Consider the following 19,961-nt stretch of genomic DNA (forward strand, 5'->3'; position numbering starts at 1 on the left):
TACCGTGCTCACTCGTCCGACAGCTGGACGGTCAGCACCGGCACCGGCGATTCGCGGACGACCGTCTCTGCAACGCTGCCGATGAGATAGTGGTCCAGTCCGGTCCGGCCGTGGGTCCCCATCACGACGAGGTCCGCCGGAATCTCCGTGACGGCGTCGACGATTTCCGTCTTCGGGACGCCCTCTCGCTGTGTGGTCTCGACCGAAACGTCGTCGGGTAGCTCGGCGACGGTCGCATCGATGGCCGTCCCTGCGCGCTCCCGCTCCGCCTCGATCCATGCGTCGGTCGAGAGACCGCTCGACGGGCTCTCGAACCGGTTGCGGGTGTCGACGACCGAGAGGACGTGGACTGTCGCGTCGAACCGACCTGCAATCGTTCCGGCATGCCTCGCGGCCGCACCGATACCGTCGCTGCCGTCGGTCGGGAGGAGGATCGTGTCGTACATCGTCTTAGACACCACCCGTCGCCATCAGGAACAGTGCTACGGCGATGACTGCGAACAACCCGCCGACGAACTTCTTGATGGTCCCGGTATCCAGTGCGGTCGAGACGTACGGTGCGATCTGGCCGCCGGTGACGGTCGCGGGCACGGTCCAGACGACCATGTTCCACGGCGTCGACGCGAGGTCGATCGAGTGCGCGCCCGGAACGAGGCCGCCGCCGAAGACGTGAACCAGCGACGCCAGCACGGCCGTCGTCGCGACGACGATGTGGTTCGTGCCGATGGCGACCCGGACAGGGACCTCTGTCCGGAGCATCGAGATGATGCCCAGTTCGCCGACGCCGAAGCCGGCCAGTCCCTGGAAGACGCCGCCGATGCTGTAGTTCGCGAAGCGTTCGAGATAGCCGCCGCGCGTGTAGCCGTAGTCGTTGCCGTCGCGGTCGACGCGCGTCACTGCTCCGTCGTCGGCCGTTTCGACGCCGGCCGGGCCGAGCTTGTTGTCGTCGTCGGGGAGTGTCGCGTCGCCCCCATCAGCCGATACCTCCGGGTCACTGTCGCCTGCCGCGCCCGGCTCCTCGTGGCCGAGGTCAGCCTTGAAAAGCAAGTACGACGCCGCCAGCAGAGCGATGCCGAGCAACGCGTGAAACAGCGGCTCCGGGATGACAAACGACAGTAGCGCGCCGGCGATGACAAAGGGCACGCTCCCGAGGACGAGGCTCAGCGCGAGCCGTCGGTCGACGAGCCCGTACTGGATAAACGCGAGTGCGGAACTGGAGAGGCCGAACGATTCGCTGATGAGCCCGACCTTCACCAGTGTCTCCGGTGTCAGCGTCTCTCCGGCTAGTAGCGGGAAGATGAAGATGAGAAACGGAACGAACAGGGCCGACCCGCTGATACCGACCGTGTTGACGATGGTTGCACCAGTGACGAAGGCGATACAGAGCCACCAGTACTCGAACCAGTAGCCGGTGCCCGCGTCCGCGGGCGTCGGTGCGGCGGTGTACACACCGACGACGAACAGCAGTGGTGCCAGAAACACGAAGACGTGCTGGTACTTGAGAAACCCCTTCTGGAGTCGACTGGACGGTGACGACGTGGTCATTGACGCGTGAAGCCAGCATTGTTAATTATCGCTTAAATCCCTTGTTGTCTGTACTTGTTTCAAAAATGATGGCATAAATACGCGAAGACGGCAAAAACACACGAGGTCTCCGGTGGCCTAATATCCCTAATATTTATTTCACAGCCCGTGGTAACACATATCGTTATGAGTTTTCCAGAGGGACCGATGGAGTCGGGCGGCCGGTCGAGTTACGATGAAGACGTTTCTGCCGACGCCGCGGACACAGACGGGCTCTTTGGACCCCTGCGTCGGTTCTCGAAGCGGTGGTCCCGCCGCTACATCGAGATGCGTGTCGACGCGCTCGAAAGCCGCTGGGACTGATCGGTTCGACATTTCGCCGCGTTCCGGAAAAGGACTATACTGTCCCCGCCGCAGGGACGGACATGGATATCGCTAGAATCGCTGTTCACGAGTCAGTTGCGAAGGCCTGTCCGCTGGAGGCGATGGTCGCCGCGCTACAGGGGCTCGGCGTCCCTGTCGAAGTTGTCGGCGACGACGCAACCTTCGATACCAGTGACTGCGTCGTCACGTTCTCTCCGCGGGAGGCGTTTCTGGACGCCGCCTGGGTCCACGGCATCCGTGCGGGCTACGACGAGTTCGACGTGGACGCCTACGAGGCGGCCGGGACGGTACTGACGAACAGCACTGGTATCCACGGCGACACCGTCCCGGAAACCGCCGTCGGCTATCTGACGGCGTTTGCTCGCCGTCTCCACGTCTACCGGGACCGACAGGGCGACAACGACTGGACGCAGGAACCGTACGACGCGCCGTTCACGCTGACTGGCGAGCAGGTATGCGTGGCCGGTCTGGGCACCATCGGTCAGGGAATCGCTGACCGGGCCGACGCACTGGGGATGGAGGTCGTCGGCGTTCGCCGCTCCGGTGACCCCGCCGAGAACGTCGAGCGCGTGTACACACCCGACGAACTGGACGCCGCCGTCGCCGACGCACGCTTCGTCGTGCTGTGTTGTCCGCTCACCGTAGAAACCGAAGGCATGGTCGACGCCGCTTTGCTCGCGCAGATGCGGGCCGACAGCTACCTCGTCAACGTCGCCCGTGGGCCTGTCGTCGTCGAGGACGCGCTGCTGAACGCGCTCGACGACGGGACGATTGCCGGGGCGGCCCTCGACGCCCACTGGGAGGAACCGCTGCCAGCGAACCATCCGCTCTGGGACCACGAGTCGGTCATCGTAACGCCACACGTCGCCGCGTTCACGAACCGGTATCACGAGGATATCGCGGCCCTCGTTCAGGAGAACATCGAACGGATCGACCGCGGCAAGTCACTGCGGAATCGCGTCGCGTAAGTTCGCTTCCTGCTATTCGAGTACAGCGACCGGCTGCGCCGCTCAGGTGCCTTCGACTAGCCGTTCTAGCTGCTCGGGCGGGACCGCGCCGCGGGCGGCGTGGCCGTCGTACGCGAACGTCGGGACGCCGGTGATGCCCTGGCGCTTGGCCGCCGTGAACTTCTCGCGGACCGCAGACCGGAGGCCGTCGTCCGCGAGCGCCGACCGGATCTCGTCGCCGTCGACGCCCGCGTCCTCGGCTAGGTCGACCAGCAGGTCCTCGTCGCCGATATCCTGCCCGCCCTGCCACAGCGCCTCGAAAACGGCCACGTCGAAGGTCAGCCACGTCTCGTAGTCGTAGTGCTCCTTGACGTAGTAGGAGGCGATCTGGGCGGGCAGCGAATCGATGTCGGTGGCGATATCCAGATCCATCTCGACGCCGTACTTATCCTGGAGCCGACGGACGCCCTGCTTGGCCTGTTCGTAGTAGTCCTCGTCCTTGCCGTCGTCGACGGAGTGGTCGATGGAGCCATCGGGGTTGCGCTTCCCGCTCCGGAGGTCGAAGGGGTGCCAGTCGACCTCCAGTTTCTCCTCGCGCGTCGACTGATACTGCCTGAGCGATTCGCGTCCGAGATAACAGAACGGGCAGACGTAGTCCGAGAAGACCGTGATCCGCTCGCTCGACTGTGTCTCACTCATACGTCCGGGTATGCGTTGCTCGCGGTTAAACGCGGTCACCGTCTGTGTCGACACAGCGCACGACCGACCGGCCCGCTACGCGCCGTCCCCGATGGTCTCCACCCGGGAGACGAGGTCGTCGACGTCCGCTGCGAGCAGCATCACGCGGCCGTCGGTACCCACGCCCTCGCGGCCGACGACGGCGACCGGCGTTCCGTCGCTGGTCCCGAACGCCCGGTCGATGCCCCACTGTGCCGCGGCGTCGTCGGAAACCTCGGCCGGTTGCTCGTCGGGGTCGTACGTAGCGACTGAGCCGTCCAGCGACGCCAGCGCGTCCTCGATGGCATCGGTCAGTCGGCAGTCGACGGCGAACCGGACCGCTGGGTCGTGCTCCCGGGCGGCCAGCAGGGCACGAGCCACCGTCGTCGATGCGCCAAAGCGGACGCCGCGGTTCGGCCGGACGCCGTCCATCGTGCGGGCGATGCGGCCCTCGACGGCGGCGACCGCGTCCGGCGTCTCCGCGTAGGGCGTCGCGCCGGCGACGGTCATCCCTCGCTCGGGGACCAGCGTCGACACGTCCGCCTTGACGAGCGCCGACACAGCCCGCTCAACGGCCTCGCCCGTCGGATGGCGTGCGGCGTCGTTGCGCGTCTGGACGAGGTGGTGGACCGCACCCGGGCCTTCACCAACGTCGAGGTTGTACCGGACTGCGCTCGCAAGCAGGTCGATACTGTCTCCGACTGCCGTCGGCAGGTCGTCGCCGTGGGCCAACTGCGTCGCGATGGCCGAGGACAGCGTACAGCCCGAACCGTGGGTGGCCTCGGTGTCGATGCGGTCGTGGCGGAACGTCGTTACCCCGTCCTCGGTTACGAGAGTGTCGACCACGGCGTCGCCCGGGACGTGGCCCCCTTTCACGAGCGCGCTGTCGGCCCCCATCTCGACGAGGTCGCGGCCAGCCTGTTCCGCGGCCTCGGGGTCGTCGACGTCGCGGCCGGTCAGGACGGCGGCCTCGTCGGCGTTCGGTGTGACAAGCGTCGCTTCGGCGATGAGGGTCTCGTAGGCGTCTTCGGCTTCGGCGGCCAGCAGTCGGTCGCCCGACGCTGCCACCATCACCGGGTCGACGACGAGGTTCGGCAGGTCGGCAGCGTGTTCCACGACCAGGTCGATGACGTCGCTCGTCGCGAGCATCCCCGTCTTGACCGCGGCCACGTCGAAATCTCCCGTGACCGCCTCGATCTGGGCCTCGATCTGTTCAATCGGGAGCAGATGCTGGCCCTGTACGCCCGTGGTGTTCTGTGCCGTGATGCTGGTGATCGCGCTGGTCCCGAAGCCGCCACAGGCCTCGATGGTCTTGACGTCGGCCTGGATACCGGCCCCGCCACCGGAGTCGCTGCCGGCGACGGTCAGCACGACTGGCGGCGTCACTGGGGCGTCCGCTCGTGTCATACCTGATGACTTCACTGGCGGCCACATATCGGTGCTGGTCTCTCAGTCGGACGAAACTATGCGGCCAAATCCTAGTATGCTAATATTACTCCATACTACATTTGAGAAACATTTATGTGTCACTGTGTCGGATGTGCCCTTGTACCACAATGGAACCAGCGTCGCGCGATACTACCGACTCCGACGAGCAGTACGGCAGCTTCACAACTGGCGGCGGCGACGTCGTCGTCTACGACACCGAGAACCCGACCGCGTGGCTTCAATCCAGCTATGCGGTACAAGTCGGCTGCTCGTCGGAACGAAAGTCGGCCTGACCTTTCTATCCGACCGATATCATCGCGATACCGACGATAGCCAGCCCCGCAGCGGCCAGGCGTGCTCGGAACTGCGCTTCGTCGAGAACAATCGCGCCCAGAATAACGGCGACGATGGCTTGCCCGTTGACGATGGGTGAGACGATACTCGCCGGGAGCAACTGGAAGGACAGCAACACGATGTGGTTCGCGTAGGCGACGAACATCGCCGCGACGACGAACTTCGGGAGGTCCCCCCGCCATCCCGGCGGGACCTGATACCGGAACGCGAGCGGCGTCATCAAGACGGCGATGCCGACGGCCATCACCGGGATGTAGGTCGTCGGTTCGACGGCCAGTTCCTGCATCAGCACCCGCTTGCTTACATCGACGAGCGCGAACGCCGCAGCCGACAGTAAGGCTAGCTGTGCGGGCCGGGACTTCCGGGCCCGCTTGAGCGGGGCCAGCAACGCTGTGCCCTGCCAGTTCGCGACGTAGACGGCGGCGGTCGCGACGACGACACCGCCGACCTGCAGCGCCGAGAGATGCTGGCCCAGCAGTCCGACTTCCAGCGGTAACACGAACACGGGAACGATTTTGCTGATCGGCGACACGTAGGAGACTTCGCCGACGCGGATCGCTCGAAAGAGGGTGAGCAGTCCAACCGCCGTCACCGCCGTCACGGCGAGAACCGACGAGAGGACGTTGACGCGGTTGCCCGCCGGGAGGAAGGGCTCGTTGCTGACGAAGACGATGGGGAGGTAGACGATGGGGACCAGGCTGTACGTAAGCAACAGGAACACCGGCGACGGATACTCGGTGAACCACCGCTTCATCACGAACAGGTACACCCCGAACACCAGCGCCGACAGAACGGCGTACGCGATTCCGACGTTCACGGTTGACAACGGCTAGCCGACCGCAATAACTGTTCCCTTCGGCCTCGTGTCAGGAACCGCGCTGACGGGCGATCAGGGCCGCAAGCAACACCGCGAGACCGGCCACGAGCGCGGTGAAGCCGTTGCCCTCGCCGGCTGTCGTCTGTGTGTCTGTGAGCCGCTCCGTCGGCGTCGACGTTGGTTCGGCTGTTTCGGTCGAGACGACCACCTCGACCGCCGTCGCGGTCCGTCCGTCACCCGCCGACAGCGAGACTGTTCCGAGTTCGCCGAGGGTGACCGTCCGCACGACTGTCGTCGTCGCCTGTGGCGGGAGATACAGCCGTTGCTCCGCGAACACGGTGCCGTTGCGGCGGAACTCGACCGCGATTGTCCCCGGAATCTCGTTGTCGTTGGCGACAGTGGCGGTCACGTCCACACTGTCCCCCTGCCTGACTTCTTGCGGACTCGCGGTGACGTCAGTGACGCTGGCCGCTGCCGGTTCCGTCACCACGACAGTGACGGTGTCGCCGTCGACACTGATCACGTATCGGCCGGGGTCGGCAAACGTGTGTGTCACTTCGACCTCGGTCCGCTCCCCCGGTTCGATCTGGCCCTGTTTCGCGGCGACGACGGTCTCGTTGACCGCGAGCGTCACGTTGTACGCTCCCGCATCACCGCCGGCGTTCTCGACGACCGCGTCGACCGCGAGCGTCTCGTTGGTCGCCAGCCGGATCGGTTCGCTCCCGCCGACGGGTGCGTCCGACCGGTAGAGACTGTCTGCACGGTAGGCGTCCGCGCGGTCGACCGGTGGGAGGCTGTAGCCGATACGGGCGGGGATCGCACCGAACAACCGCCGGTGCGTCGTCTCGTTCCACATCGCCACCGTTGTTGTCGTTTCGGTCTCCGTCGCGGTCGTGTTCCGAACGCTTGCCCCGCCAGTGGCCTCGACCTCGCTGAGGAACTGCGATTGCGTGACCGGGTCGCGGTAGCCGTTTAGCGACTGGAACACAGTCTGGAGTGTCTTGTTGCGGTCAGTAGCCGAGCGGATATGGACGTCTGCCCGCCCGGCTACCAGCGCGCCCTTCCTGTAGTTCGCGTCGTTCGTCCAACTCGACCGGTCCGTCAGCGCCACGTCGCTGTAGACGGGGCGTCCGCCCGCTGCGAGCTGTGCCCGGAACTCGTCGAACCCGATCCGGTCCTGTTCCAGCGTCAGGACAGCGGCGTAGTACGTCGCCCAGCCCTCGACCGTCCACCGCGTCTCCCGCGTCGTCTCGTAGGCCTGCCGGCTGTGGACGTACTCGTGGAGCCAGACGTTGTTGGCGGTATCCAGCGATTGCCGGGACTGGACCCACATATCTGCGTCACCGATCTGATACCCCTCGACGCCCCACTCGACGGCCTCGGACGGCGCGGCGACGACGAACACCTGCTCGTCACGGTCACCGACCCGGAGGGCGTTCGACGCGTTCGCCATCGAGTCGAGGACCGAAATCGGCGAGGCCGTCATCGTCGCCCGCTCCGGTATAGCCAGCGTGAACGTCTGGTTGTGCGCCGTCTCCTCGAAGGTCGCTACCTCGCCGAGGTACACGATCTCCTCGCCCGCCGCACCCGGGCCTGCCGTCCGGAGTGTCCGGTTGTACCTGACGGGGTCCTGGCCAGTGTAGCGCCAGCGCGTCGGCGTCCGTGACCGCGTGAGCAGCGCCCAGTCGCCCGTATCGACGCTGAGATAGCGGCCCTCGGCCCCCTCCGGACCGCTCTTCTCGATGGTCCGGTTCGGGTTGATGCGGTAGCTGACCGTCGCCGTATCCGTCGTTTCTTCCCACTCGTAGACGGACTCGTTGACGCGCTCGAACCCGTCGGTGTCAGTCACCGTCGCTTCCGCTGGGACGTGTGTTTCGAGGTCGACGACCCGGTCCGGAACCTCGTAGGTCAGGGTCACCGCGACTTCGCCCGGCTCCTCCGGTATGCGCGCGTAGGTCTGTGTCTGCTGAATCACGTCGCCGTCGTCGGTCTGTGTCGCACCCGACGTGGCTGTCCCTGTCTCAATGCTGGCCGCCATCGCGACGGCCCCTCCGGCAGTGTTCCCACCCTGTCGCCGCGGCCGTCGACGGTGTGTATCGGCACTTCCGACCCGGGCTAGCGAACCGCTCGCCTCGGCAGTGGCCGCTGTCTCGCCTGTCCCACCACTATCTTGCTCTGACGTCCTATCAGCCTGATACGTACTGTTCTCGCTGGCTCCGCCGACTGCTGTGTCGACGCTGGCCCCGGTCACCGCCCCGTGGTCAGCGCTCGCCGCCACCGGGAGCGACGCGAATCCCCCACCGAGGAGAAGGACCACGAGTCCGACGGCCACCACCCGTCGGGGTACAACGAACATTGCAAACAGTTACCTCCCCGTGGTTGAAATAGTTGACCGCCGATTATGGGTGCTGGTATCATGCAACAATATCTGTCTCGACCGGTCGCTACCAGAAGCGCCCACGACGGTAAAAAAACAGCCAGACCTGAACCACTCGTGGCCGGCCGCAGCGAACACTCGCGAGCAGACCAGACTGAAAAGCTGGCGAGCAGGTCACAGCAGTGGCTTGCCACGGCGCTCTCACGAGAACCGTTGGCAGTCAGGAGTTCAGGCGACGTTGAAACCTTTGTCGCGGAGGAAATCCTCGACGCGGCCCGTGTGATTGCCCTGGAGCTCTATCTGCCCGTCCTCGACAGTGCCACCGCAGGCGAACTTCGATTTGAGGTCTGAGGACAGCGAGTCCATGTCGACGTCTTTCGGGTCGAATCCCTCGATAATCGTTACCTCCTTCCCGTAACGGCGCTCGTCGATGCGGATGTTAATCTCCTGGGACTCCTTAGCGACGTCCTCACAGACGCAGAGCTCCTCAGGCAGCCCGCACGTCGAGCAGACTTCCGACATTACAATCGCGCCTACGAACACGACCTATTAAACACTGTCGGGGACTACCGGGCGGAGACGATTCTATCAGCGATTTCGACGGCCTCGTCGGCAACCGCTTCGTCGACCTCGCCGCCGTACCGGAGTCGTTCCCGTAGCGCCGCCAGCCGACGGACCCGGTCGTCGGCCTCTATCGCGTCGAGATACGCCCGGACTGTCTCACCGCTCTCGCGGTCCCGGTGTTCCGTCGCAAGGACGTACATGGCCCGCTGGAACGCTCGCTCGATGTCGGTCTCGGGGTCCACGCGGCGCTGGTAGCGCAGCCACACTGCCCGGTAGGCTCGCCCGCTGAGGCCGGACCGACGCGCGCCCGCCGCGATACCGAGCAGTGCAACGACGCCGAGCGTCATCTCCTCGCGTGACGGGAGGTCCGGCAGGCTCGGCCCCGCATCGTCGCCCGTGCCCGGCTCCCTTGCAGTGCCGGTTGGCGTGTCGGTTTCTGTGGCCGTTGGTGTCTCAGTCGGCTCGGCCTCGGTTTCGTCGGTCTCGGTCAGCGGGGCGGGTGTCGACGTGTCGGATGGCGTGTACTGTTCGACCGGGTTGTCGTCGCCGACAGTGGGTGACGATTCGTCCGAACTCGCCTCCTCGATACGCTGCTGCCTGACCGCCTCGCGCGGCCCGGACGGCGTCGGGTCGAACTGCACCCAGCCCTGGTCGGGGAAGTACACCTCGACCCAGGCGTGGGAGTTGAGCCCGCGCACAACCCACTGGTTCTCGTCGATTCGCTGGCCGGACGTGTAGCCGACGGTCATGCGCGCTGGAATGCCTTGTGTCCGGAGCATCGTCACCATCGTCGTCGCGAAGTAGACGCAGTACCCCTCGTCCATCTCGAAGAGGAAGGCGTCGGCGACGTTGAACTCGGGTCGGTCGACCTCCAGCGAGTAGCCCTTGCTCTCCTGGAGCCACCGCTCGACGACCAGTGCCGTCTCGTAGGGGTTTTCGGCGTTCGCGGTGAGGATGGACGTCCGTTCGGCGACCCGATCCGGCGTGCTGTCGGGGAGTTGAGTGTACAGCTCCGCGGTCGCGTCGTCGTAGTCAGTGCCGGCCCCGCGCAGTCCGTCGGGCGTCGCCACGAGCAGTTCGCTCCTGACCTCGTAGCTGTCGCCCGTCGACAGCGTACCGTTAGGCTGGAACCCGCCCTCGCTGGAGACCAGTACCGACGGCTCCCCTGAGTAGCGAACGGGCTTCCAGGCGGCCGGGACGGTCCCGATGGTCGACTCCGCCCGGAACTCCTGTCGAAGTGTCCGGGTCTCTCCCTCAGGCGAGTCGAGGCGCTGGTCGTCGTACGGGGTGGGGTTCCCCGTCCGCACCCACCCGTTGCCGGTGTAGCGGTCGTAGGAGGCGACCCGCCAGTAGCGCGGTTCCTCGCTTTCGACCGTGTACCGTATCTCCGGCGTCAACGAGATGCTCCCGAGCACCGAGAGGGACTCCCCGGCGTCGAAGAGGCTCCCTTCGACGGTCTGGCCGTCCGACCCATCATCGTACGACAGCAAACTATCCCGGGTGATCGGGACCTGCGAGAGCGCCGCCGGGACGACGATTATCGCCGCCAGTTGTTCGAGGACGGCTCGCCGCCCGGCGTCGATGCCCTCGCTGTCGTCGTCCGTCTGTCCCGTCTCGCTGCTGCCGGACATCGCATCGGGTCGCTTCGTCAGGTCCGCCGGCTCGTCCGCCGACAGCGTATCGAGCGTCCCGAAGCCGATGGTCGCCGCGATGCCGACCACGCCCAGCAGCGTCGTCACCACGCCGGCGTCGGTCGTCAGGGCGAAGAACGCCAGCGCCGTGCCGGCCGCCACCGTCGCCGTCACGTACCAGCGCCGCAAGGCGAAGTACCAGGTCAGAAACACCGGTGCCGGCGCGAACGACAGCACCCACAGCCTGACCTTGGCAATCTGGAGCAGTGACCGTCCGGTCAGCAGAGCGGCGGTGTCGGCCAACAGCTCCGTCACTGCCGGATTCGTCGAGAGGTTCAGGATGTACGCACCGAGACCGCCGGCGAACAGCACTGCGCCGACAGCGACCGCGAGGGGCGGTCTGAGCACGCGAGCCAGCAGCGTCGCACCGACGAGCGAGAGCGCGGTGAGCGCCAGAAACAGAGTCGGGTCGCCGACTACGTCGCTGAGATAGTACATCGTCCGCAGCGGCGCACCGATGGCCAGCGCCGCCGCAAGCAGCGCCAACGTTCGTGACCCGCTCCACGGGACTCGGCGGCGGATTCGTTCCACGACGACGGCGCTCATCCGTTCACCTCGCCTGCGATGGGGTTGTCCCGACTGGCGGTCACAGCAGCGAAGGACTGGCGGCGGCCGTCGACCGACACCGTGACCCCGTCGCCGTTGGCTGTGACAATCACGTCGGCGTCGTCTGTCCGGCCGGTCTGGCCCGCGTCAGCCCGGGCCAGCAGTTCGAGCAGTCGCGTTCGGTGGGTGTCGCCGTACCCCTGTTCGACCGCGCCGTTCGGGACGGCGAGTTCGACGGCGAGACCACTCTCCAGCGCGGCCATCGTGATCGTCGCCGCCGCGGCGGCCATCTCGTCGGCGTGGCCCCGCTGGGCTTCCGCGGCAACGAGCAGGGTCCGGTCGCTCCGGTTGTCAGTGAACTCCTTGACTAACAGGTCCTCGCGCTTGGCGCTTGACTTCCAGTGGACGTTCCGCAAGGAGTCGCCGCTGACGTACTCTCGCAGTCGGTCAAACGACTGCCGGTCCTCGTTCTCCGGTGTGAACGTCCGCGCGAACGCGTCCGTGCCGCCCAGTCGGTAGACGGGCGGATACACCAGTACGTCGGCCTTGCTCTCGATGGTGTAGCGCTCTCTGATGAGTCCCAGTGCGTCCGTCACCGTCGCTTCGACGGGGCCGACCTGTTGCTCGCCCCGGGCCGTGTAGGTGACTCGGTAGGTCACCGTCGCGGGCAGGGATTTAGTGACTGTCGTCTCCCCCTCTAACCCCTCGGAGAGCCGGTCGGTGACTGTCGCGATGCCGCTGCCGTCGACATGGAACTCGACGGGTTTCGTCTCGCCGGGGAAGCCACGGCGGAGTCGGCTCCGTTCGACGGTCGGCGCGCCGCTCCAGCGAACCTGGACGGCGGCGGCGAACACGCCGACGAACAGCGGGCCGGCGACAGCAGTGAGCCCAGGCTGGCCGAATCTGGCACTGACGAGGAGGGCGGCAACGGCGACGGCGAGGACGGCGAAACCGCGGCGCGTCGGTCTCATTCGACGTAGACGGTATCGAGTGCCTCCGCGACGAGTTCCCGGGCGTTCTGCTCGCTACTTTCAGTGCGGATCCGGTGCGGGAGGACAACCGGCGCTTCCGTCTGGATGTCGTCGGGGATGACGTAGCTGCGGCCGTCGAGGACGGCCCGGGCCTGTGCCGCCCGCAGCAGCGAGATGCTCCCTCGCGGGCTGACGCCAAGTTGTGCGTTCTCCCGCGTGTACCGCGCCAGCCGGGTCGCGTACGAGCGAATGGGCTCTTCGACGGTCACGTCGGCCACCGTCTCCCGAGCGGCGGACAGCGCTTCGAGGGTGGCGACCGACGTGAGTTCCTCGATGGGGTGCTGCCCCACGACGTCACCCAGCATCTCCGTCTCTGCCGCTTCGTTCGGATAGCCCAGATGGAGCTTCGTCATGAACCGGTCGAGTTCAGCCATCGGGAGGTCGTAGGCCCGGTTCTGCTCGACCGTGTTCTGCGTGGCGATGACGGTAAACGGCTGTGGCACGGGATGTGTGGTCCCGTCGACGGACACCTGCTGTTCCTCCATCGCCTCAAGCAGCGCCGACTGCGTCTTCGGCGGTGCACGGTTGATTTCGTCGCCGAGGACGACGTTGGCGAAGATGGGGCCGGGCCGGAACTCGAACTCCTGTGTCTTCTGGTTGTAGATGTTGACACCGGTCACGTCGGTCGGCAGGAGGTCGGGCGTAAACTGGACGCGCTTGAACTCGCCGTCGAAGGAGGCCGCGACGGAGCGGGCCAGCATCGTCTTGCCGACGCCGGGGACGTCCTCAAGTAGAATGTGTCCGCGGCCGAGCACCGCCGTCACGATGTGCTCGATTGCGTCGTGTTGCCCGACGATGACCTGCTCGACGTTTTCGATCACCTGATTGGCGACGCGTGTGGCGTCGCGGAGGGGACTGTCCGACTGTTGACTGCGTGAGGTGTCAGTATCTGTCATAGTCGCGATCTCGTGGGACGACGCCTTGGCACGGGGACTGGTGGGATAGTCTGCCCTGTCGACCAGTAAGTGTCTTGTGTGGGTGCCACATCCTCCGGGCCGTTCAGTTGTAGCCGCGTCTACGGCGTGATGGCATGTAACTCTGTGGATGCGTGAGGTCCACACACATCCGCTCTGTGGCCGGTAGCGGGGCTCACCAGCACTTGCAGGCCCCACAGACGAGGAGCCCGTCCTGTGTCCACCGGCGCTCGACGACCTCGCCACACTCGTCACATGCCGCTCCCTCGGGCGACCACGCGTACGTCGTCACGGCCGGGTCGACCGCCTCGGACGAGGCTGCGGAGTCGGTGGTTTCGCCTTCTGTCTCTGCAGTATCGTCTCTCGCCGACATGCCGTCCGCTCCCTCGTCCTCGCTCTCGCTGCTATCGTCGAGAAAGTCCTCCAGCGAGGCGTCTTCGGCCATACACCCTGGTTTTGGTTGCGGTCACAAAATACCCTGTCGGTCGTTCCGACGCCGTGCTCTGATGCCTACCTCGTTATTCGGTGGCGACGCCGACGGTCAGCAACGTCCCCAGTTCGCGGTAGCGCTCGACCATCGCCTCGCGGGTCTCGAACTCGTCCGTGGGGAACGCATCTGCCGGCGGAATCTCCACCTCGCGGTCGGGGATCGTGTCCTGCGACGCAACGGCTAGGCCGGCCTCGCGGAAGGCCTCGCGGTACTCCGGGCCGCTCCAGCGGGTCATCTCGATGTCGATGAACTCCTGCCACTCGTGGGAGTGGACGTTCTCCTCGTAGTAGTTCACCGCGATGTGGGCGGTCCCGCCCGGTCGCAGCACTCGCGCGATTTCTTCGAGGGTGTGTGGCGGATCACTGGCGTAGTAGAACGCCTCCATCGAGAACACATGGTCGATGCTGTCGGTCGCAAACGGCAACGCGTCGAAGTCGCCACGCAGGAACCCGATACCGTTGTCGTCCGTGTACTCGCGGGCGTTCCGGAGCATCTCCGGTGACCCGTCGAGCCCGTAGCAGGGACCGGCGTCGTTGGTGTCACGGAGCGCACGGAGCGCGTAGCCCGAGCCAGTACCGAGGTCGAGTACCGTGTCGCCCGGTTCGACCGGCATCCGGGCGAGGACGTGCTTGGCGGTGTGCCAGTGCCGGTCTTCCATCCCTCTGTCTTTGCCTTCGGCCGCCCACGCGTCGAATTCCTCGCGAACGCTCATACGTCCCTCCAGCAGTTCTGGCCTCAAAATGCCCGCTATTTTGGCCTGCCAGAAAGACGTGTCCACCGATAGCCGTACCCGTCTGGTGATGGACATCTCAGCCCACCTCTGTACACAAAATATCAGATGGGGAATAAGTCAATCGGCGTACTGCGACACAGCATGCGCTCGTACAAGGCTAAATCGGTAACGTCGATACAGCTTCCGCCCCGTGAGCGACGTGAGACCGCGCTCAGCGAAGCCGGACACAACGTCTTCAACCTCGCTGCGGATGATGTCTTTATCGACCTGTTGACTGATTCGGGGACTGGCGCGATGAGCGACGACCAGTGGGCGGACGTGGTCCGCGGGGACGAGGCCTACGCCGGTTCGCGCTCGTTCGAACGCTTCCGTGAGGCGGTCGCTGACGTGATGGGATTCGACCGCGTGGTGCCGACACATCAGGGCCGCGGCGCGGAGAACGTCCTGTTCGGGGCGCTACTGGACGAGGGTGACGTCGTGCTCAACAACACGCATTTTGACACCACCCGCGCACACGTAACGAATCAAGGCGCTACTGCAGTCGACTGCCCGGCAGAGACGGACCTGACCACTGATAGCGTCGGGACGTTTGCCGGCAACTTCGCCACAGAGCGAGGGTGGGACGCTGTCGAGGAGTACGGGCAGGACGCCGTCTCGGCTGTCGTCCTGACGATCACGAACAACTCCGCCGCCGGCCAGCCAGTGTCGATGGCGAACATCCGCGAGACGGCCGCCTTCGCCACGGAAATCGACGCAACGTTCGTCATTGACGCCTGTCGGTTCGCCGAAAACGCACAGTTCATCAAGCAACGGGACCCCGAATACGCCGACACGCCCCTCAGTGAGATCGCTCGCGAGCAGTTACGCCCCGCGGACGCAATCACGATGAGCGGGAAAAAGGATGCCCTCGCAAACATCGGCGGGTTCACGGCCGTCCGCGACACTTCCCTGTTCGAACAGTGCAAACAGCGCGCGATCCTCTACGAAGGGTTCCCGACATACGGCGGTCTCGCAGGTCGTGACCTCGAAGCGATGGCCACCGGTCTGCGGGAAGCGGTCCAACCGCCGTACGTCGCCGAGCGGATCGAACAAGTCGCGACCCTCGGCGACCTCCTGCGTGAGCGCGATATCCCGATCGTCACGCCGACCGGCGGCCACGCCGTCTACATCGATGCGGCCGCCCTGCTCCCGGACATCCCCGCCGACCAGTTCCCCGGGCAGCGGCTCGTCTGCGAACTCTACCGCGAAGGCGGCGTCCGGACAGTCGAACTCGGTTCGTTTGCCTTCCCCGGCACCGACCGCCCAGAACTCGTTCGGCTTGCCCTTCCTCGCCGGACGTACTGGCGAGAACACCTCGAACACATCGCGGAGACCGCTGCTCGCGTTCGCGACTGTCGCGACGAGTACACTGGCCTGAAAATCGTCTGGGAGCCACCGATGGAAGAACTCAGACACTTCTCAGCGGAACTCGAGCCCGTTGCGTAGGGTCGTTCGCCCGTGGCCCCGGACGACAGCGACCCACGAGCAACCACGTTGTGGCCGGGAACGCAAACACAAAGTAGGGCCACGCTAACGTTCAGGTAATGCAAGGACTGCTGTCGGAACTGCTCCAGAGCATCATCGACATGCCCGGCTGGTTCATCGACGTGGCACTGAACGACCCGCTGGCGGCACTCATGCTCGCCGTCGGTGCCGTCATCACGACCGTCTCGGTCGTCTTCTTCGGGTACCTGTCGCTGGGGGCCGTGCTGTCGCTGTTCAGTGGCTCCGGCGGTCGAGGACCGCCCCAAGCAAATCGATAGCCGTCTCGACGTCCGGCCCGAGCGGCGACGCGAACACGATACTGTCGGCATATTCTTCTAATTCTGCCGTGCGCTCGGCCACCGTCTCCGGCGTTCCGGCGATACAGAACGCGTCCAGCATCGCCTCCGTCACACCCTCGAACGCGGCCGGGAACTCGCCGGCCGAAATCGCCGCCCCGATGTCGGCGGCGGCGTCGTGGTCGATGCCGTGGCGGTCGAGCACCGGCGGCGGCGACCCCGCGGCGACGAACGCGACCGGTGGCCGGGCGGCTTCCCGCGCCTCGGCCTCGTCCTCGGCGACCGAGACGCTGGCGTAGGCCGCGAGGTCGAACTCGCCGTACTCCTCGGGCCGTTCGTCGGCCATCTCTTCTACTTGCTCGCGTGCCCACGCGAGGTCTTTCGGGTGCGCGCCGTTGTACAGCGCGCCGTCGGCGTGTTTCGCCGCCATCCGGGTCATGTGTGGCCCCTGTGCACCGACGTACACCGGAATATCGCCGACCTCGTAGTTCAGCCCGGCGTCGACGGCCTCGAACGTCCCGTCGTGGTCGACCCGCTCGCCGTCCCAGAGCTTCCGGGCCGTCGTGAACGTCTCAAGCACGCGACGCAGGGCGTCGTTGTGGTCGAAGCCGAGGTTGCTGAGCGTCGATTTGTCTCCCGGCCCGATACCGAAGACGGCCCGGCCATCGCTCAGTTCCTCCAGCGTCGCCACCCGCGAGGCCAGCGTCACTGGATGCGTCTCGTAGGGGTTGGCGATGCCGGGACCGAGCAGTATCTCTTCGGTCCGTTCGGCCATCGCGGTCAGCGACATGAACTGGTCGCGGTTGTTGTAGTGATGGCTGACGTACACGGCGTCGAGCGCGTTCGATTCGGCCTGTTCGGCAAGCGAGGCGAGCTGTGCGACCGGGTGTTCCGGGGTGAGTTCAATCGCGTACATGAGACCAGTCTCTGAGTGCTTGTCTGACTACGTCCTTCTCCGGGTCGCGGAACAGTTGCTCGCTGCCCGCGTGGTCGCCGAAGTCGAAATCGCGGACGACTGCGACGGGCGTTCCGCCGTCGCCTTCGCCGGTGACGAGGTTGGCCGCGGCGGCGAGTTCGTCGACAACGGCCTGGACGGTGGCTTCGAGTTCGCGGCCGTCGCGGTCGTGTTCGCCCCGCCAGTCCCGAGAGGCAGGGAGCCCGGCCCAGCCCAGTGCGACGCCGCGCTGGCCGAGTCGGAACGGCCGCCCCGACGTGTCGGTGACGATAACGCTGGGTTCGACGCCCGCTTGTTCGCGGATGCCAGCACGGATGGCTTCGGCCTCGGCCGTCGGATTCTCGGGGAGCAAGAGGAGGTCCGCGCCGGGCACGTTCGAGCGGTCGATGCCCGCGTTGACGGTGATATGCCCGAACTCCGTCACGCCGAGGATGAAGGGGGCTTCGACCAGCACCTCAGTACACTCATCGAGAATCGCCTGTGCCATTCGCGGGTCTTTCTCCTCACCGGCGATGTCCTCGATGGTCGCCGCGATGCGCTCGGCACGCGCGCTCGGCTCGTACGACGATAGCGACCGGCCGCGTCCGTTGGCCTTGGAAACGATAGTGCTGGCGACACAGATCACGTCGTCGTCCCGGAGGTCGGCCTGCTCGACGAGCAGCCCTGCCACGTCGTCCCCGGGGCGGACCTCGGGCAACCCTTCGACCGCGAAGACTTCCATACCGTTCCTGCGGTCCCTGCGGGAAAAAGACCCGCGTTCGCTGCAAAGCCGGCCAACAGTGGCAACAGCTGCCGGTACGCGGGAGCGAACCGCGACAGCCGAGGCCTTACAGCTCGTATTGGTGCACGTCGAGCGTGCCGTCCTCGACCGTCGCCGTCAGCATCGTCGGTCGGCTGGCCGGCGATGCGCCCGTGACGCTGCCAGGGTTCAGGAGCCGCACACCCTCGTAGACAGTGTCCGTCAGTTCGTGGGTGTGGCCGGCGACGCCGACGGCACTGCTGTCGGCCTCGTCGCGGACCGCAGCGGCGACACGGTCCGCCCAGCCCCGCGGCGACCCGGTGCCGTGTGTCACGACGAACGTGACGCCGCCGAGTTCGACTGTCGCCCGCTCCGGCAATCCGATCTGTGGGTCGATGTTGCCCGAGACGGCGGTCAGCCCCGTCGCCATGTGGCGGATGTCAGCGAGCGCCCCCTTGCTGTCGAAGTCACCGGCGTGGATGACGTGGTCCGCGACTTCGATGCGCTCCCGGAACGACGGCGGGATTTCGTGTTCCCGGGAGGGAATGTGCGAATCGCTGATGAGAGCGACATCCATACAAATCCATCGCGTCGGCGTTCAAAAAGGGTTTCTGCCACGGAAACGGGTGCCGACCGATCGCTGTGGCGGCGCTACTCTGTGGACGAAAACACGTCCCGCAGTCCGTCCAACTGCTCGACCAGTCGATCAATGCCGCCATTGATTGTTGCGACCCGCTCGTCGATGTTGTCCACCGGAATCGCTCCCTGCGGCGTCGGCTCGATGAGTTCGTCGTCTTCCAGCATCCGCAGCGAGTACCGCACCTTGTGTTTCGGGACCCCTGTCTCCTCGGCGAGCCGAACGATACCGATCGGCCCGTTCTCGATGACGGCTTCGAGGATCGACAGGTCCCGCCCCTCCTTCTCGACCTGATCTTCCAGTCGGTCCATTCCCATAGCAAATCGTATCTGTGCATTTAGGGTCGTGACACATAAACGCCTCAGTTGCGGCACTGCGACGCGGGTTGTCCCTCTGTACCGCTCTCTACCTATGTGAACCATCAGTCGCTACTCGTCCGAGACCGGCGTCCGGCGAAGCTCGTCGAGCTGGTCCCGGAGCTTGCTCAGCTCCGTCTCCAGTTCTTCACGGCGGTCGATGAGCGCGCTCAGCTCCTCCGTGTTGACCGAGTAGTCGTTATCCATCGCCACGTCCAGCGCGTCGGTCGTCGCGCTCGTGAGGTCAGACGCCACCCGCAACACCTCGCTTGGCGTTCCGCGGGACTCGTACAGCTCCTGTTCGCCCGACAGCGGGCTGTATGTCACCATCGGCGACTCGACCCCGCGGTGGTAGCTCACGGCGTAGCTCGTGTCCGTCACCGGATTGAGGCGGTCGTCCGCCCGCTCCGTTCGGACGATGTTGAACGGCTCGGCCAGCGCGGGAAACGTGTCGGCGAGGTCCCGAAGCCGGTCCGCGGCGGTCACGTCCAGTTGTGCCTCCACGTCGCCAAAGAACTGCCGGGAGTTGGTGAGGCTAAACGCTACGGTGTAAAACACTGACTCGTCGCTGTCGGCCAGATTGCGAACGCGGTCGCGGACCTCCTCGTGACGGCCCTCGATAGTGAGCTTCTCCAGTTCCTCAAGCAGCGCCCGGACGCCCTCCTCGCGTTCGAGGAACGCCTCGACGATCGCGCCGGGCATTTCCTCGCCATCCACGTCCTCCATGGCCCCTCTTTTGCGGGGCCTCGTAAACAGTTTGTCGCTGGCAGCCGCTAATCCGCACGGCTTATACTGTCGGCTGTACGTCTGTGAAGAATTTCGCCACCCTGAGGTGGCGAATATCTTGAAATAGTTACAGCCGACAGTATTACAACCAACACAAAACATATGCCATCCCGCGTGAAGTGATAGCACGTCCGACCCCGGTGGACGGACA

The 19,961-nt window shown here is 65.6% G+C and carries 22 protein-coding genes; 5 read left to right on the forward strand and 17 right to left on the reverse strand.

Annotated features, from left to right (window positions below; genetic code table 11):
* Positions 1-8 precede the first annotated feature (8 nt).
* Complete coding sequence (locus Har1131_RS03400) at positions 9-446, reverse strand: universal stress protein (RefSeq protein WP_050007490.1); 438 nt, start codon at positions 444-446, stop codon at positions 9-11.
* A gap of 4 nt (positions 447-450) precedes the next feature.
* On the reverse strand, positions 451-1,545 hold the full coding sequence (locus Har1131_RS03405; RefSeq protein WP_014041511.1) for a sulfite exporter TauE/SafE family protein: 1,095 nt from the start codon (positions 1,543-1,545) through the stop codon (positions 451-453).
* A 165-nt stretch (positions 1,546-1,710) separates the two neighbouring features.
* Here Har1131_RS03405 and Har1131_RS21610 point away from each other — a divergent pair, with 165 nt between their 5' ends.
* Positions 1,711-1,887, forward strand: coding sequence for a hypothetical protein (locus tag Har1131_RS21610; protein WP_155120751.1), 177 nt, complete (start codon positions 1,711-1,713; stop codon positions 1,885-1,887).
* A 62-nt stretch (positions 1,888-1,949) separates the two neighbouring features.
* Positions 1,950-2,876: a D-2-hydroxyacid dehydrogenase gene (ddh, locus tag Har1131_RS03410; RefSeq protein WP_014041509.1), complete on the forward strand. Its 927-nt coding sequence runs from the start codon at positions 1,950-1,952 to the stop codon at positions 2,874-2,876.
* A gap of 42 nt (positions 2,877-2,918) precedes the next feature.
* Here ddh and Har1131_RS03415 read toward each other — a convergent pair whose 3' ends face one another.
* Together Har1131_RS03415 and thiD are read right to left on the reverse strand one after the other, a co-directional pair.
* A complete protein-coding gene (locus tag Har1131_RS03415; RefSeq protein WP_014041508.1) occupies positions 2,919-3,554 on the reverse strand; it encodes a DsbA family protein in 636 nt (211 codons plus the stop codon).
* A 75-nt stretch (positions 3,555-3,629) separates the two neighbouring features.
* Positions 3,630-5,006 (reverse strand): bifunctional hydroxymethylpyrimidine kinase/phosphomethylpyrimidine kinase, encoded by a 1,377-nt coding sequence (gene thiD / locus Har1131_RS03420; RefSeq protein ID WP_151103892.1) that lies wholly within the window; start codon positions 5,004-5,006, stop codon positions 3,630-3,632.
* A 122-nt stretch (positions 5,007-5,128) separates the two neighbouring features.
* Here thiD and Har1131_RS21615 point away from each other — a divergent pair, with 122 nt between their 5' ends.
* Positions 5,129-5,293 (forward strand): hypothetical protein, encoded by a 165-nt coding sequence (locus Har1131_RS21615; protein WP_004590650.1) that lies wholly within the window; start codon positions 5,129-5,131, stop codon positions 5,291-5,293.
* A gap of 5 nt (positions 5,294-5,298) precedes the next feature.
* Here the strand turns inward: Har1131_RS21615 and Har1131_RS03425 are convergent, their stop codons facing one another.
* From Har1131_RS03425 to Har1131_RS03460, 8 genes are all read right to left on the reverse strand, one after another.
* Positions 5,299-6,180 (reverse strand): DMT family transporter, encoded by an 882-nt coding sequence (locus tag Har1131_RS03425; protein WP_044952050.1) that lies wholly within the window; start codon positions 6,178-6,180, stop codon positions 5,299-5,301.
* Between the two features lie 40 nt (positions 6,181-6,220).
* Entirely contained in the window at positions 6,221-8,527 is a 2,307-nt protein-coding gene (locus Har1131_RS03430) for a CARDB domain-containing protein (RefSeq protein ID WP_151145063.1), read from the reverse strand.
* A gap of 249 nt (positions 8,528-8,776) precedes the next feature.
* The gene (gene yciH / locus Har1131_RS03435) at positions 8,777-9,070 is read right to left on the reverse strand and encodes a stress response translation initiation inhibitor YciH (RefSeq protein ID WP_004516073.1); all 294 of its coding nucleotides are present in this window, start codon (positions 9,068-9,070) and stop codon (positions 8,777-8,779) included.
* A gap of 44 nt (positions 9,071-9,114) precedes the next feature.
* On the reverse strand, positions 9,115-11,349 hold the full coding sequence (locus Har1131_RS03440) for a DUF3488 and DUF4129 domain-containing transglutaminase family protein (RefSeq protein WP_151145066.1): 2,235 nt from the start codon (positions 11,347-11,349) through the stop codon (positions 9,115-9,117).
* Positions 11,346-12,320 carry a DUF58 domain-containing protein gene (locus Har1131_RS03445; protein WP_050037167.1) on the reverse strand — a complete coding sequence of 325 codons (975 nt, stop codon included), beginning with the start codon at positions 12,318-12,320 and terminating at the stop codon, positions 11,346-11,348. Before Har1131_RS03445 ends, Har1131_RS03440 begins: the two co-directional genes overlap by 4 nt.
* Complete coding sequence (locus Har1131_RS03450) at positions 12,317-13,276, reverse strand: MoxR family ATPase (RefSeq protein WP_014041502.1); 960 nt, start codon at positions 13,274-13,276, stop codon at positions 12,317-12,319. Before Har1131_RS03450 ends, Har1131_RS03445 begins: the two co-directional genes overlap by 4 nt.
* A gap of 193 nt (positions 13,277-13,469) precedes the next feature.
* Positions 13,470-13,739 carry a hypothetical protein gene (locus tag Har1131_RS03455; RefSeq protein WP_014041501.1) on the reverse strand — a complete coding sequence of 90 codons (270 nt, stop codon included), beginning with the start codon at positions 13,737-13,739 and terminating at the stop codon, positions 13,470-13,472.
* Positions 13,740-13,812: 73 nt separating this feature from the next.
* A complete protein-coding gene (locus Har1131_RS03460) occupies positions 13,813-14,496 on the reverse strand; it encodes a class I SAM-dependent methyltransferase (protein ID WP_014041500.1) in 684 nt (227 codons plus the stop codon).
* A gap of 162 nt (positions 14,497-14,658) precedes the next feature.
* Here Har1131_RS03460 and Har1131_RS03465 point away from each other — a divergent pair, with 162 nt between their 5' ends.
* Positions 14,659-16,002 (forward strand): tryptophanase, encoded by a 1,344-nt coding sequence (locus tag Har1131_RS03465; RefSeq protein WP_050037164.1) that lies wholly within the window; start codon positions 14,659-14,661, stop codon positions 16,000-16,002.
* 98 nt (positions 16,003-16,100) lie between these two features.
* Positions 16,101-16,319 (forward strand): hypothetical protein, encoded by a 219-nt coding sequence (locus Har1131_RS03470; protein ID WP_014041498.1) that lies wholly within the window; start codon positions 16,101-16,103, stop codon positions 16,317-16,319.
* Here the strand turns inward: Har1131_RS03470 and Har1131_RS03475 are convergent.
* The 5 genes from Har1131_RS03475 to Har1131_RS03495 form a co-directional block, all read right to left on the reverse strand.
* On the reverse strand, positions 16,276-17,253 hold the full coding sequence (locus tag Har1131_RS03475; protein ID WP_050037163.1) for a 5,10-methylenetetrahydromethanopterin reductase: 978 nt from the start codon (positions 17,251-17,253) through the stop codon (positions 16,276-16,278). The genes Har1131_RS03470 and Har1131_RS03475 overlap by 44 nt on opposite strands.
* Positions 17,240-18,013 carry a coenzyme F420-0:L-glutamate ligase gene (locus Har1131_RS03480; RefSeq protein ID WP_014041496.1) on the reverse strand — a complete coding sequence of 258 codons (774 nt, stop codon included), beginning with the start codon at positions 18,011-18,013 and terminating at the stop codon, positions 17,240-17,242. Before Har1131_RS03480 ends, Har1131_RS03475 begins: the two co-directional genes overlap by 14 nt.
* Positions 18,014-18,119: 106 nt before the next feature.
* Positions 18,120-18,608 (reverse strand): metallophosphoesterase family protein, encoded by a 489-nt coding sequence (locus Har1131_RS03485; RefSeq protein WP_014041495.1) that lies wholly within the window; start codon positions 18,606-18,608, stop codon positions 18,120-18,122.
* 74 nt (positions 18,609-18,682) lie between these two features.
* Positions 18,683-18,979: a winged helix-turn-helix transcriptional regulator gene (locus tag Har1131_RS03490; RefSeq protein WP_170832126.1), complete on the reverse strand. Its 297-nt coding sequence runs from the start codon at positions 18,977-18,979 to the stop codon at positions 18,683-18,685.
* A 117-nt stretch (positions 18,980-19,096) separates the two neighbouring features.
* Positions 19,097-19,750: a hypothetical protein gene (locus Har1131_RS03495; protein WP_005537126.1), complete on the reverse strand. Its 654-nt coding sequence runs from the start codon at positions 19,748-19,750 to the stop codon at positions 19,097-19,099.
* Positions 19,751-19,961: the final 211 nt, after the last annotated feature.

Origin of the sequence: Haloarcula sp. CBA1131, from assembly GCF_008728975.1 — an archaeon.
Lineage (GTDB): Archaea > Halobacteriota > Halobacteria > Halobacteriales > Haloarculaceae > Haloarcula > Haloarcula hispanica.